At 66.4% G+C, this 12,367-nt stretch carries 12 protein-coding genes; 7 read left to right on the forward strand and 5 right to left on the reverse strand.

What is annotated here, in order from left to right; translation table 11 throughout:
* Nucleotides 1-66: 66 nt before the first annotated feature.
* Genes LG306_RS11400 through LG306_RS11415 form a run of 4 tightly spaced genes read left to right on the forward strand, consistent with a single transcriptional unit; the run spans nt 67 to nt 4,624 of the window.
* Entirely contained in the window at nt 67-2,286 is a 2,220-nt protein-coding gene (locus LG306_RS11400; protein WP_404414526.1) for a S9 family peptidase, read from the forward strand.
* Nucleotides 2,283-2,849: a GNAT family N-acetyltransferase gene (locus LG306_RS11405; protein WP_404414529.1), complete on the forward strand. Its 567-nt coding sequence runs from the start codon at nt 2,283-2,285 to the stop codon at nt 2,847-2,849. The genes LG306_RS11400 and LG306_RS11405 overlap by 4 nt, the downstream gene beginning before the upstream one ends.
* Nucleotides 2,850-2,894: 45 nt before the next feature.
* On the forward strand, nt 2,895-3,215 hold the full coding sequence (locus LG306_RS11410; protein WP_404414532.1) for a hypothetical protein: 321 nt from the start codon (nt 2,895-2,897) through the stop codon (nt 3,213-3,215).
* 56 nt (nt 3,216-3,271) lie between these two features.
* Complete coding sequence (locus tag LG306_RS11415) at nt 3,272-4,624, forward strand: hypothetical protein (RefSeq protein ID WP_404414535.1); 1,353 nt, start codon at nt 3,272-3,274, stop codon at nt 4,622-4,624.
* 1 nt (nt 4,625) lies between these two features.
* On the opposite strand, the gene LG306_RS11420 is transcribed toward LG306_RS11415, so the two are convergent.
* From LG306_RS11420 to tpiA, 4 genes are all read right to left on the reverse strand, one after another.
* On the reverse strand, nt 4,626-4,790 hold the full coding sequence (locus tag LG306_RS11420; RefSeq protein WP_165116665.1) for a hypothetical protein: 165 nt from the start codon (nt 4,788-4,790) through the stop codon (nt 4,626-4,628).
* Nucleotides 4,791-4,888: 98 nt separating this feature from the next.
* Nucleotides 4,889-6,541 (reverse strand): CTP synthase, encoded by a 1,653-nt coding sequence (locus LG306_RS11425; protein WP_066551592.1) that lies wholly within the window; start codon nt 6,539-6,541, stop codon nt 4,889-4,891.
* Between the two features lie 122 nt (nt 6,542-6,663).
* Nucleotides 6,664-7,095: a preprotein translocase subunit SecG gene (gene secG, locus LG306_RS11430; protein ID WP_017503940.1), complete on the reverse strand. Its 432-nt coding sequence runs from the start codon at nt 7,093-7,095 to the stop codon at nt 6,664-6,666.
* Nucleotides 7,096-7,159: 64 nt separating this feature from the next.
* Entirely contained in the window at nt 7,160-7,912 is a 753-nt protein-coding gene (gene tpiA / locus LG306_RS11435) for a triose-phosphate isomerase (protein WP_404414540.1), read from the reverse strand.
* 140 nt (nt 7,913-8,052) lie between these two features.
* Here tpiA and LG306_RS11440 point away from each other — a divergent pair, with 140 nt between their 5' ends.
* Together LG306_RS11440 and trpE are read left to right on the forward strand one after the other, a co-directional pair.
* A complete protein-coding gene (locus tag LG306_RS11440) occupies nt 8,053-9,960 on the forward strand; it encodes a peptidyl-prolyl cis-trans isomerase (RefSeq protein WP_404414543.1) in 1,908 nt (635 codons plus the stop codon).
* Nucleotides 9,957-11,474, forward strand: coding sequence for an anthranilate synthase component I (trpE, locus tag LG306_RS11445; RefSeq protein WP_404414546.1), 1,518 nt, complete (start codon nt 9,957-9,959; stop codon nt 11,472-11,474). Before LG306_RS11440 ends, trpE begins: the two co-directional genes overlap by 4 nt.
* Here trpE and LG306_RS11450 read toward each other — a convergent pair.
* On the reverse strand, nt 11,471-11,674 hold the full coding sequence (locus LG306_RS11450; RefSeq protein ID WP_404414549.1) for a peptidoglycan-binding protein: 204 nt from the start codon (nt 11,672-11,674) through the stop codon (nt 11,471-11,473). The genes trpE and LG306_RS11450 overlap by 4 nt on opposite strands.
* Nucleotides 11,675-11,762: 88 nt before the next feature.
* Here LG306_RS11450 and LG306_RS11455 point away from each other — a divergent pair, with 88 nt between their 5' ends.
* On the forward strand, nt 11,763-12,353 hold the full coding sequence (locus LG306_RS11455; RefSeq protein WP_404414552.1) for an anthranilate synthase component II: 591 nt from the start codon (nt 11,763-11,765) through the stop codon (nt 12,351-12,353).
* Nucleotides 12,354-12,367: the final 14 nt, after the last annotated feature.

The following is a 12,367-nucleotide window of genomic DNA, read 5'->3' on the forward strand; positions in this document are numbered from 1 at the left end:
TCTCCGTTTGACGTAGAGGGGGCCGGACCTTCAAGGTCCGCCCTTCAAACAAGCAGGGAGCGTCCGATGAATCGTCGGCAACTGATCATGTCCACGGCGGCGACCGCCCTCGCCGTTTCGGCTTCCCCCGCGCTCGCCCGTCAGTCCACCGGATCCCCCATGCCTCAACCGCCCGTCGCCAAGAAAATCCCCGTCGTCATCGAACAACTGGGCCGCACCCGGACCGACGACTATCAGTGGATGAAGGACGACAATTGGCAGGCGGTCCTGCGCGATCCGACCCTGATCAAGGCCGAGGTCAAGGAGCACCTGACCGCCGAGAACGCCTACCGCGAGGCCATGATGGCCTCCACCCTGCCCTTGCAGGAGACGATGTTCGCCGAGATGCGCGGCCGCATCAAGGAAGACGACAGCTCGGTTCCGGCGCCGGATGGCGGCTGGAACTACTACGTCGAATACCAGACCGGAGATCAGCACCCCCGCTACATGCGCGTCGAGCGTCAGGGCACGTGGATGGTCGAGGGTCAGCCGGTGACGAAAAACTTTGTCATGGCCCCGACGCCCCAGCTGCTGCTGGACGCCAACGAGCTAGCCAAAGGCAAGGCCTATTCGGAAGTGTCCGCCGCAAGCCACAGCCCGGATCACACGCTGTTCGCCTATGCCGAGGACGCCCAGGGTTCCGAGGTGCACAAGATCTACGTCAAGGATCTGGCGACCGGCGAGGTGCTGCCCGAGGTGATCGACAGCGCCACCGGCGACTTCGTCTTCTCGCCGGACAGCCAGTGGATCTTCTGGACCAACCGCGACGACAACGGCCGTCCGGACAAGATCTTCCGTCGCCCGGCGCGCGGCGGCGCGACTACCCTGGTTTATGAGGAAGCCGACGACGGCATGTTCATCGGCGTGGGCCGCACCGCCGACGACCAGTTCATCATGATCGGCATTCAGAACCAGGAAACGTCGGAGGCGCGCTACATTCCCGCCGCCACGCCGACGACCGAACCCGTCGTGCTGGAGCCGCGCGTGGTCGCGACCCGCTACGACGTCGATCACTGGGGCGACCGCTGGGTGATCCGCACCAATGCGGACGACGCCATCGATTTCAAGATCGTCCAAGCCCCGACCGCGACGCCGGCCAAGGCGAACTGGACCGATCTGGTGCCGCACACGCCGGGCCGCTTCATCGAAGGCCTGGACCTGACCAACGCCCATCTGGCGCGTCAGGAACGCGCCGATGCCAACACCCGCATCATCATCCGCGACCGCGAAGGCGCCGAGCATGAGATCGCGGTGGACGAACCGGCTTTCGCCCTGTCGCTGGCCGGCGCCTCCGAATACGAGACGACGACCACCCGCTATACCTACAACTCGCCGTCCACGCCGACGCAGACGTTCGATTACGACATGGCGTCGCGGGAGCGGACCCTGCGCAAGACGCAGCAGATTCCGTCCGGTCACAATATCGAAGACTATGTGGTCGAGCGGCTGAACGCGCCTGCCTCGGACGGCCAGCTGGTGCCGGTGACAGTGTTGCGTCGCAAATCGACGCCCGTCGACGGTTCGGCGCCCCTGCTGCTCTACGGATACGGCTCCTACGGCATACCCATGCCGGCCAGCTTCTCGACCAACCGGCTGTCGCTGGTCGATCGCGGCTGGATCTACGCCATCGCCCATATTCGCGGCGGTTCAGACAAGGGCTGGGGCTGGTTCCTCGACGCCCGGAAGATGACGAAGAAGAACACCTTCACCGACTTCATCGCCTCCGCCGAACACCTGATCGACAAGAAATACGCCACGGCCGGGAATATTGTGGCCCAAGGCGGATCCGCCGGTGGGCTCTTGATGGGCGCGGTCAACAATATGCGGCCCGACCTGTGGGCCGGGATCATCGGTCAGGTGCCTTTCGTCGACGTGATCAACACCATGAGCGACACCTCCCTGCCGCTGACGCCGCCCGAATGGCCCGAGTGGGGCAATCCGATCGAGGAGCCGGCCGCCTACGACTATATGATGAGCTACAGCCCCTACGATCAGGTCGAGCCGAAAGCCTATCCGGCGGTCTTGGCGACGGGCGGTCTGTCCGATCCGCGCGTCACCTACTGGGAGCCGGAGAAGTGGGTGGCCAAGCTTCGACCCGCCACCACCTCGGGCAAGCCTGTGTTGCTGAAGATCAATATGGAGGCCGGTCACGGGGGCGCGGCCGGGCGGTTCGACTATCTGAAGGAGGTCGCCCACGACTACGCCTTCGCCGTCTGGGCCATCGACAAGGGCTGGGAGCACGGGTGAGCGCACTAACGGTTCGCGACGCCCGTCCCGACGACATCGCCGCGATCACGGCCATTTATGCCGAGAGCGTCGCCAACGGGCGCGGCACTTTCGAGCTGGAGGCGCCCGACGAGGTCGAAATGGCCTCGCGGTTCGCCGCCGTCGAGGCGCTCGGCCTGCCGCGTCTCGTGGTCGAGATCGACGGCGCGGTCGCCGGATATGCCTATGCCGGGCCGTTTCGCACGCGTCAGGCCTATCGCTACATGGTCGAGGACTCCATCTATGTTGCGCCCTCGGCGAGAGGGCGCGGCGTCGCCGGGGCCCTGCTCGATGCGCTGATTGCCCGGTGCGAAGCGATGGGTCTTCGTCAGATGGTCGCGGTCATCGGCGATTCGGAGAACATCGGCTCAATCGCCCTGCACCGCACGCGCGGCTTCACTGACGCCGGCGTGTTCAAGGCGGCCGGCTGGAAGCACGACGACTGGCGCGACGTGGTGTTCATGCAGCGCGCGCTGAGCGACGGCGGCGCCACAGCGCCCGACGCGCCGGGTCTGCCGCTTGTAGACAAAAAGCCGCTGCGCTGACGCATTGCGGCGTCATCACCCGACGCCTATCCTGACGCTGTGAAGATGGTTCAATCCCTTTTGCTGCTGATCGGCGCCCTGTCGGTGCTGGCCCTCGGCGCGGTGGGCGCCTCGGCGTCGCAGGCAAACGCTGCGCCGTGCCATGAGACTGGCCAATCTTCGCCAGAGCAGACTCCCAGCCATGCGCCCAAAGCCATGAAGGCGATGGTCTGCTGCGTCGCCTGTGTGGCGGCGCCCACGTTAAACCCTGCGCCGATCTCCGCCTTGACCCTGTCGCCGTCGCGTATCGTCGCGGTTCCGGCCGCTCTGCCGGCCGGTCGGCAGTTGTCGCCGGAGCCCGGTCCACCCCGCCTCCTGATCGTCTGACACCGCGCGCGCCTTCTGAAGGCGCAAATCGTTCCGATCATCAGAGGAGGCCTTGAATGGCTATCCGTACTCTCGTCGGCGCCTGCGCCGGCGTTTCCCTGCTCGCCCTGGCTCACGCCGCGGCGGCGCAGGATCACTCGCACCACGCGTCGACCAAGCCCACTGCCGATCCGCATGCAGGCCACGACATGACTATGTCATCGGCCGAACCGACGACGGATCACGCCAGCATGGGTCACACGATGACCAGCCCGTATGGGCCCTGGTCCATGAGCCGCGACGCCTCCGGCACCGGCTGGCAACCCGACGCGGGCGAACACGGCGGCATCCACACCGTCCGTGGCGCCTGGATGGTGATGACCCACGCCATGCTGAACCTGGTCTATGACACCCAGTCTGGGCCACGCGGCGGCGACAAGACCTTCGTCGCCGGCATGCTGATGACCTCGGCGCGGCGTGACTTCGACGACGGTTCAAAGCTGAACCTGCGCGCCATGCTCAGCCCCGACCCGCTGATGGGCAAGTCCGGCTATCCGCTGCTGCTGGCGGCGGGCGAGACGGCGGACGGGGTCAATCCGCTGGTCGATCGCCAGCACCCGCACGACTTCTTCATGGAGCTATCGGCCAGCTATTCGAAGCGTCTGTCCGACAAGGACAGCGTCTATGGCTACATTGGCCTACCTGGCGAGCCCGCCTTCGGACCGCCCGCCTTCATGCACCGCATGAGCGCGATGGACAGTCCCGAGGCGCCAATCACCCACCACTGGCTCGACTCGACCCACATCGTCTTCGGCGTGACGACCCTGGGCTGGGCGCGCGATCGCTTCAAGATCGAGGCTTCGGCCTTCAAGGGACGCGAGCCGGACGAGGAACGCTGGGGCATCGATTCGCCACGGCTCGACAGTTGGTCGGTCCGGACCGCGTGGAATCCGAACGACGAATGGTCGTTGCAAGCCTCCTACGCCGATGTTTCCGCTCCGGAACAGCTGGAACCCGACGAGGACGAGACGAAATGGTCGGCCAGCGCCATCCACACCCGCCGTCTTGGCGATGACGGATGGTGGTCCTCGACCCTGGCCTGGGGTCGCAAGACTAACGACCACGGCGAATCGAAGGACGGCTGGTTGCTGGAATCGGCGGTTCATCCGAACGACCGCTGGACCGTCTTCGCCCGCGCCGAGCGGATCGAGACGGATGAACTGGTTCCCGGCGTCGGCGGCGGCCACGGACCGCTCTACACCGTCGGCAAGGCGTCGGTCGGCGTGGTCCGCGACTGGCGGATCGCCGAACACGTTAGGTTCGGCCTCGGCGGTCTCTATGCCATGAATCGCGTGCCGACGGCGTTGGAGCCTCTGTATGGCGGCGATGCCGACGGGGCGATGCTCTTCGTGCGGCTGAAGATCGACTGATCTAGCTCAAGGCCTGTCCGGCTTCGGCCGGGCGGGCCGGCGGCTGGTCCAGAAGCCGCAGCGCTTCATAGCCGACCAGGACCACGCCGAGCACGAGCATCAGCGCTCCGGCGATCAGCACCAGGCGCACGTGCCGGTGCAGGTGATAAAGCAACTCGCCGATCATCGACGGTCCTGCCGCATTCGGATCGTGCCAATTCGATCCGTCCCGGACAGTCTACTGCAAAACGCGGACCCGATGGAGTCTGCAAGAACCGCGTTCCGTCAGACGAGCCGGCTCTGCACCACCGCCGCGCCGATGAAGCTGGCGAACAGAGGGTGCGGCGCGAACGGACGGCTCTTCAGCTCGGGGTGATACTGAACGCCGATGAACCAGGGGTGATCCGGGCGTTCAACCGTCTCGGGCAGGACGCCGTCAGGCGAGAGACCGGCGAAGACCAGCCCGCCCTTCTGCTCGATTGCCTCGCGATAGTTGATGTTGACCTCGTAGCGGTGTCGGTGACGCTCGCTGATCGCGGTCGAGCCGTAGATCTCAGCGATCTTGGACCCGGCTGTCAGAGTCGAATCATAGGCGCCGAGACGCATGGTGCCGCCCAGGTCGCCGCCCTGCTGACGCAGCACGCGTTGATTGCCTTGGGTCCATTCGGTCATCAGACCGACGACCGGCTCGGCGGTCGGGCCGAACTCGGTGGACGAGGCCTTGGGATAGCCGGCTAGGTTCCGCGCCGCCTCAATCACCGCCATCTGCATGCCGAAGCAGATGCCGAAGTAAGGGATGTTGCGCTCACGGGCGAAGCGGGCCGCCTCGATCTTGCCTTCCGAGCCGCGCTCGCCGAAGCCGCCGGGCACCAGGACGGCGTGCGCACCCTGAAGACGCTCCTCGCAGGCTTCGGGATCGCCTTCGAAGGTGTCGGCCTCGACCCAGTCGATGTTGACCTTGACGTTGTTCGCCACGCCCCCGTGATGCAGGGCCTCGATCAGCGACTTATAGGCATCCTTCAGGACGGTGTATTTGCCGACCACGGCGATGGTCACCTCGCCGTCGGGCTGCAGGCGGCGACGCGCGATCTCTTGCCAGCCGGTCAGATCCGGCTCGGGCGCGTCGTTGATGCCGAAGTGCGCCAGGACTTCGCGGTCCAGACCCTCGCGGTGATAGTCCAGCGGCACGGCATAGATGTCGGCGGAGTCCATTGCTTGAATGACGCCGCTTTCGCGCACGTTGCAGAACTGGCCGATCTTGCGCTTCTCTTCAGCCGGGATCGGCTGCTCGCAGCGGCACAGCAGGATGTCCGGCTGGATGCCGATGGAGCGCAGTTCCTTGACCGAGTGCTGAGTCGGCTTGGTCTTCATCTCGCCGGCCGTCTTGATGAACGGCAGCAGCGTCAGATGGACGAAACAGCTCTGGCCGCGCGGCAGGTCCTGCCCCAGCTGGCGGATCGCCTCGAAGAAGGGCAGGCCCTCAATGTCGCCGACCGTGCCGCCGATCTCGACCAGAACGAAATCGACGTCTTCGCCCGCGTCCGTCAGGGCAGGCGTCAGGCAAAAGGATTTGATCTGGTCGGTGACGTGCGGAATGACCTGCACCGTGGCGCCCAGATAGTCGCCGCGACGTTCTTTCTCCAGAATGGTCGAATAGATCCGGCCGGTCGTGATGTTGTCGGACTTGGCCGCCGACACGCCGGTGAACCGCTCGTAGTGGCCCAGGTCTAGGTCGGTCTCGGCGCCGTCGTCGGTCACGAAAACCTCGCCGTGCTGATACGGGCTCATCGTGCCCGGATCGACGTTCAGATAGGGGTCGAGCTTGCGCAGGCGGACCTTGTAGCCGCGCGCCTGCAGAAGAGCGCCGAGAGCGGCGGAGGCGAGGCCTTTTCCTAGCGAGGAAACCACGCCGCCGGTGATGAACACATAGCGAGCCATGGGGGGACACCTTACTCCATGATTCGCGGCTCGGTCATGCCGCCGTCGAATCGAACTGTTGATCAAAAGAAGAAAGCGCGCCCTGCGGCGCGCTTTCTGAAACTCGGGTCTCTGTCTGAGCCTTACTGAGCGGGCTGCTGGGCCGGCGCCGGAGCGGTGGAGGCCGACGGCAGGCTGGCTTCCAGATCATCCAGCGAAGGCGTCGCCGGTTTGGCCGGCGCAGCGGGCTGCTGCTGGGCGGGTTGCTGCGTCTGGGTCTGCGGCGTCGTGGCCAGCGAACCCACAGCGTCGGCGTCGATGCCGGACACCGAGGCCCGATCCATATTACCGACGACGGTCAGAATAATCGTCAGGGCGAACAGCGCAGCCGCCAGCCACCAGGTGGTGACGGTCAGTAGATTGCCAGCGCCACGTGCGGTCATGAAGCCCGACGGACCGCCGCCCATGCCCAGGGCGCCGCCCTCCGACTTCTGAAGCAGGACGATGCCCGTCAGCGCGATGGCGACGATGATGATGGCGACGAGCAGGATGGTCTGGAGCATGGCGTCATTCATGTGGGCGCGGATCTGCGCCGATCAAGCGGCGGCCTCTATCATCGAAGCGCGCCAGGGGCAAACGTCACGCGGCGGCGTTGACGATCGGCATGAAGTCCTCGGCCTTCAAGGACGCGCCGCCGACCAGGGCGCCGCCGACTTCCGGCGTGGCCAGAATGTCGCGCGCATTCTCGGGTTTGACCGAACCGCCATACAGAATGGGCGCGGTAAGAGCGCCTTCTCCCAGCTTTGCGACGATGGCGGCGCGTACGGCGGTGTGGACCTCGGCGATCTGATCCAGAGAGGGGGTCAGCCCCGTCCCGATGGCCCACACGGGTTCGTAGGCCACCGCGAAGTCGCGCTCGGCCAGGCTGGACGGCAGCGAGCCCGCGACCTGGCCCGACACCACGGCGATGGCGTCGCCCGCTTCCCGCTGCTGGAGGGTTTCACCAACGCACACGATGGGCTCCAGCCCGGCGGCGATGGCGGCCTCGACCTTGGCGGCGACATCCGCGTCGGTCTCGCCGAAAGCCGAGCGGCGTTCGGAATGTCCGAGAATCACTATGGTCGCGCCGGCGTCGACCAGCATTTCGGCCGAGACAGAGCCGGTAAAGGGGCCGGCGGGCTTCTCATGGCAGTCCTGACCGCCCACGCCCACGCCGCTGCCCGCCAGGGCGGACTGCATACGCTCGATCAGCGTCGCCGGCGGGCACAGCACCACACGGCATCCTTGCCCCGTCGTTCCGACGGCGTCCCTGATCGCCTCAGCCTGCGCCAGGGCGGCCGAGACGCCGTTCATCTTCCAATTGCCGACGATCATCTTCACGGATTGTTTCATGGTCGCCTGTCTAGAAGGCGAAAACCGCCAAGCCAAGAGGCGCCGCCGCAATCCGGACACGAAGCCATCCTTGCAGCGGCGGCCCCGCCCCGACTATACGCGACGATTGACGCCAATATCGGCCAGTCCCGGGTTTTCGAATGCTCACCGCCTTCCGCGCCTTCTCTCGATCCAAATGGGCGGCCGCCCTGCTTGTCCTGATAGCGATCAGCTTCGTGATCGTCGGCGCGCGGATGGATGTCTTCTCCAACCTGGGACCGAAGCACGTCATCGATGCGGGCGATCGTTCGATGAACGAAGCCGAGTTCCGCACCGCCTTCGATCAGGTGCGTGAACGGCTGCAGCAGCAGGTCGGCCGCCCCCTGACGAACCAGGAGCTGGTTGCGGAAAACATCCACGTCCGCTTCCTGACCGAGCAGACGCAGCAACTGGGCTTCCTGAACTGGGCCTACAAGGCGGGCATCCGCCCGGGCAAGGAACTGATCGTCAAGCAGATCCGCCAGATCCCGGCCTTCTTTAACTCGGTCACCGGACAGTTCGACCAGCAGGCCTATGAAGCGGCTTTGGCGCAGCAGAATTTGACCCCCGCCATGCTGGAGCAGGACCTGCGCGACCAATACGCGACGGAGCATTTCGGCGCCGCCGTCTTCGCCGGCGCCCGCGTGCCGCGCATCTATGGCGCGCTGCTGGCGGGTTCCGCCTTCGAAAGCCGCGACGGTCGTTGGTTCGAGGTGATACCCGCGATGGCTGGTCAAATCCCGGCCCCGTCCGACGCCCAGTTGAACGCCTTCATCCAGGAGAACGCCGACCGCCTGCGCGCGCCCGAGTTCCGCATGGTGTCGGTGGTTCTGTTCACGCCTGAGGCTTCGGCCAATGCGCCGATCTCGGAAGACCGCATCCGCGAGCGCTTCGAGTTCAAGAAGGACACTCTGAGCAAGCCCGAGACGCGCTCGTTCGTCACTCTGACCGCGCCGAACCGCGAGACGGCCCAGAAGATCGCCGCCGCTCTGCGCGCGGGCCAATCGCCCGCCGACGTCGGTCGCGCCAACAACATCACGCCGGCCGCCTTCAACGAGACCCCCCGCTCGGCCATCGGCGACGCCGCGACCGCAGCCGCCGTCTTCGGCCTGCAAGCCAACCAAGTGTCCAATCCGGTCCAGGCCGGTGTCGGCTTCGCCGTCGCCAAGGTCACGGCCGTCCAACCTGCCGCGCCCGCCACGCTGGACAGCGCTCGCGAGGAACTGATCCAGGAACTCCGCGCCGAGGACGTGAAGACGCAGACCTACGCCAAGGTCGAGAAGTACGAAGCCGCCCGCACGGCCGGAAAGAACCTGGCTGACGCCGCGCGTGAGGCCGGCGGTCGCATCGTCGATCTGCCGCCCTTCACTAAGGACGGCAAGCTGCCGAACGGTCAGGCGCTGAACGCGCCGCCGCAAATCTTCGAGACGGCCTGGAGCCTGACCAAGGGCGGCGAGAGCGACGTCATCGACGCCGGTCAGGGCCAGTATTTCGCCGTGCGCGTCAACGACATCCGCCCGTCGGCCCTGCCGACCTTGGCAGAGGTGCGCGAGCCCCTGGCCGCTCAATGGATCCAGCGGGAGACCATGCGTCGCCTGTCGTCCAAGGCTGAAGAACTGACGACCCGCGTACGCAATGGCGAGGACATCGCCGCGGTCGCCCGCTCGGTCAATGCGCCGCTGACCGTGCGCACCGGCGTCATCCGCAACCAGCAGACCCAGGAAGCCCTGGGTCAGGGCGTGCTTCAGGGTCTGTTCGGCCAGTCCAAGGGCCAGGCCTTCTCGCAGCCGGCGTCGCAGACCGCCTATGTGGTCGGCCGCGTCGACAACGTCCGCGCCGCCAATCCGGCCGTAGCCGGTCCGCTGGCCGAGCAGGTCCGCCCGCGCCTGACCCAGGAGTTGGTGCAGGCCATGGTCGAAGCGTCGGTCTCGGCGGGCGCCCAACGCTCCAAGGCCAAGAACGACCCGGCTCAGGCGCTGTCGGCCCTGGGTCTGTCGGGTGGCGCAACGCCCGCCGCACCGGCGCAATGACCGACGACGCTTCGCGCGACCTCACGTTCGACGCCTTCGCCGCCGGCCTTTCGGCCGGTCGGCCGCAGGTCCTGGTTCGGCGGGTCATCGACGACCTGGAAACCCCGGTCTCGGCCTATCTGAAGCTGGGGCGCGATCGGCCGTACGCCTGTCTGCTGGAATCCGTCGAGGGGGGCGCGGTCAAGGGACGCTACTCCATCCTGACGCTGGATCCCGATGTTGTCTGGCGTTGTCGATCCAACGCGGCGGAACTGTCGCGCGGCTCAGCCATAATCGAGGGTCGCTTTACGGCCGAACCGCTGCCGGCGCTGCAATCCCTGCGCGCGCTGATCGCGGCGTCGAAGTTCGATCTGCCGGAGGGATTGCCCCCGATGGCCGCCGGCCTGTTCGGCGTCTTCGGTTACGACATGGTGCGCCTGCTGGAACCGCTGGGCGCGCCAAACCCCGATCCGCTCGATCTGCCCGACGCCGTGCTGACGCGGCCGTCGCTGGTGGCCATCTTCGATTCGGTCCGTCACGAGATCGTTCTGGTGTCGGCCGCCTATCCCGACGCCGGCATCGCCGCGCAAGAGGCGTTCGACGCCGCGACGGCGCGGCTGGACGCGTTCGAGACGGCCTTGCGCGAACCGTTGCCCGTCCGCGCCGCCCCGCAGGAGACGCCGGCTCCCGTCTTCACCTCGCCGGTGGACGAGCCGGCCTTCGGCGAGATGGTCGCCAGGGCCAAGGACTACATCGGCGCCGGCGACATCTTCCAGGTCGTTCTCAGCCACCGATTCTCCGCGGCTTGGACTGACGATCCGTTCGCCTTCTATCGCTCGCTGCGTCGCCAGAACCCGTCGCCCTATCTGTTCTATCTGAACTTCGAAGGCTTCCAGCTCGCCGGCTCCAGCCCCGAGATCCTGGTTCGGCTCAAGAACGGCGAAGTGACGATCCGGCCGCTGGCCGGCACCCGCATGCGCGGCGCGACGCCTGAGGCGGACAAGGCGCTGGAAGCCGAACTGCTGGCCGATCCGAAAGAGCTGGCCGAGCACCTGATGCTGCTGGACCTTGGCCGCAACGATGTGGGGCGCGTCGCGGCGCCAGGCACGGTCGAGGTCACCGAGAGCTTCGTCGTTGAACGCTACAGCCAGGTCATGCACATCGTCTCCAACGTGCGCGGCAAGGCTGATCCCAGGCTGGATGCGGTGGACACGCTGTTGGCCGCCCTTCCCGCCGGCACCCTGTCGGGTGCGCCCAAGGTCCGCGCGATGGAGATCATCGACGAACTGGAAAGCGAAAAGCGCGGCGTCGGTTATGGCGGCGGCGTCGGCTATATTTCGGCCGGCGGCGAAGCGGACATCTGCATCACCCTGCGCACCGCCCTGTTCGCTGACGATCGCATCTTCGTTCAGGCCGGGGCCGGCGTCGTCGCCGACAGCGATCCTGCGGCCGAATATGCCGAGACCCAGCACAAGGCGCGCGCGCCGATGCGGGCGGCGGAAGACGCCTGGCGCTTTAGGACCGGCAATCGCTAGCGCGAAATCGTCATCGTCGGGTCGTTGAAATGCACGCCCGGCCCGATGATGACGACGCCCGCCATCAGAACCGCCGCAGTCGCCGCGAGCGCAGCTGCGCCAAGCGCGGCGACGGGATTTGGCCGGGTTTCGACCACGACCAGCTTCGCCTTGGCGGCGGCGATCTTGGCGGCGATGTCTTTTTCAGCGGCGAGTTTCACCCGCCCAGTCCTAGCCCCGTCGAGTTAAAATGCGCTTTAAGGCCGCGCCCGCTTGGCGCGGACGCGCGTCACGCCTAGAAGCCAAGCCATGATCCTCGTCGTCGATAACTACGACAGCTTCACCTACAACCTCGTCCACTACCTCGCGGAGTTGGGCGCGCCGACGCATGTGGTGCGCAACGACGACCTATCGGTGGACGAGGCGTGGGCGCTGAATCCCGCCGCCGTTCTGCTGTCGCCCGGCCCGTGCGCGCCCGATCAGGCGGGCATCTGCCTGCCGTTGATCACGACCGCGCCAGAATCGATGCCGATCCTGGGCGTGTGCCTGGGTCATCAGGCCATCGGCCAGGCCCTCGGCGGCGACGTCATTCGCGCCAAGACCCTGATGCACGGCAAGACCTCGCCGATCCTGCACGAGGGAAAGAGCGTCTTCGCCGGCCTGCCCTCGCCCTTCACCGCCACACGCTATCACTCGCTGGCGGTCAAGCGCGAAACCCTGCCCGACGACCTGGAGGTCACCGCCTGGACCGCCGACGGCGAGATCATGGGTTTGCAGCATCGCACCCGGCCGATCCACGGCGTGCAGTTCCACCCGGAATCCATCGCCACCGAACACGGCCACGACATGCTGGCCAACTTCCTTCAGATCGCCGGCGTGAAGCGCCTCGCGGCCGCCTGATCGTGGCCGATTGA

The organism is Brevundimonas vesicularis (assembly GCF_044807075.1).
GTDB classification, from domain to species: Bacteria; Pseudomonadota; Alphaproteobacteria; order Caulobacterales; family Caulobacteraceae; genus Brevundimonas; species Brevundimonas vesicularis_G.

Coding starts and splice junctions, on each gene's coding strand:
- LG306_RS11400 (WP_404414526.1), top strand. CDS start 67: ATGAATCGTCGGCAACTGATCATGTCCACGGCGGCGACCGCCCTCGCC.
- LG306_RS11410 (WP_404414532.1), top strand. CDS start 2,895: ATGGTTCAATCCCTTTTGCTGCTGATCGGCGCCCTGTCGGTGCTGGCC.
- LG306_RS11415 (WP_404414535.1), top strand. CDS start 3,272: ATGGCTATCCGTACTCTCGTCGGCGCCTGCGCCGGCGTTTCCCTGCTC.
- LG306_RS11420 (WP_165116665.1), bottom strand. CDS start 4,790: ATGATCGGCGAGTTGCTTTATCACCTGCACCGGCACGTGCGCCTGGTG.
- LG306_RS11425 (WP_066551592.1), bottom strand. CDS start 6,541: ATGGCTCGCTATGTGTTCATCACCGGCGGCGTGGTTTCCTCGCTAGGA.
- secG (WP_017503940.1), bottom strand. CDS start 7,095: ATGAATGACGCCATGCTCCAGACCATCCTGCTCGTCGCCATCATCATC.
- tpiA (WP_404414540.1), bottom strand. CDS start 7,912: ATGAAACAATCCGTGAAGATGATCGTCGGCAATTGGAAGATGAACGGC.
- LG306_RS11440 (WP_404414543.1), top strand. CDS start 8,053: ATGCTCACCGCCTTCCGCGCCTTCTCTCGATCCAAATGGGCGGCCGCC.
- trpE (WP_404414546.1), top strand. CDS start 9,957: ATGACCGACGACGCTTCGCGCGACCTCACGTTCGACGCCTTCGCCGCC.
- LG306_RS11455 (WP_404414552.1), top strand. CDS start 11,763: ATGATCCTCGTCGTCGATAACTACGACAGCTTCACCTACAACCTCGTC.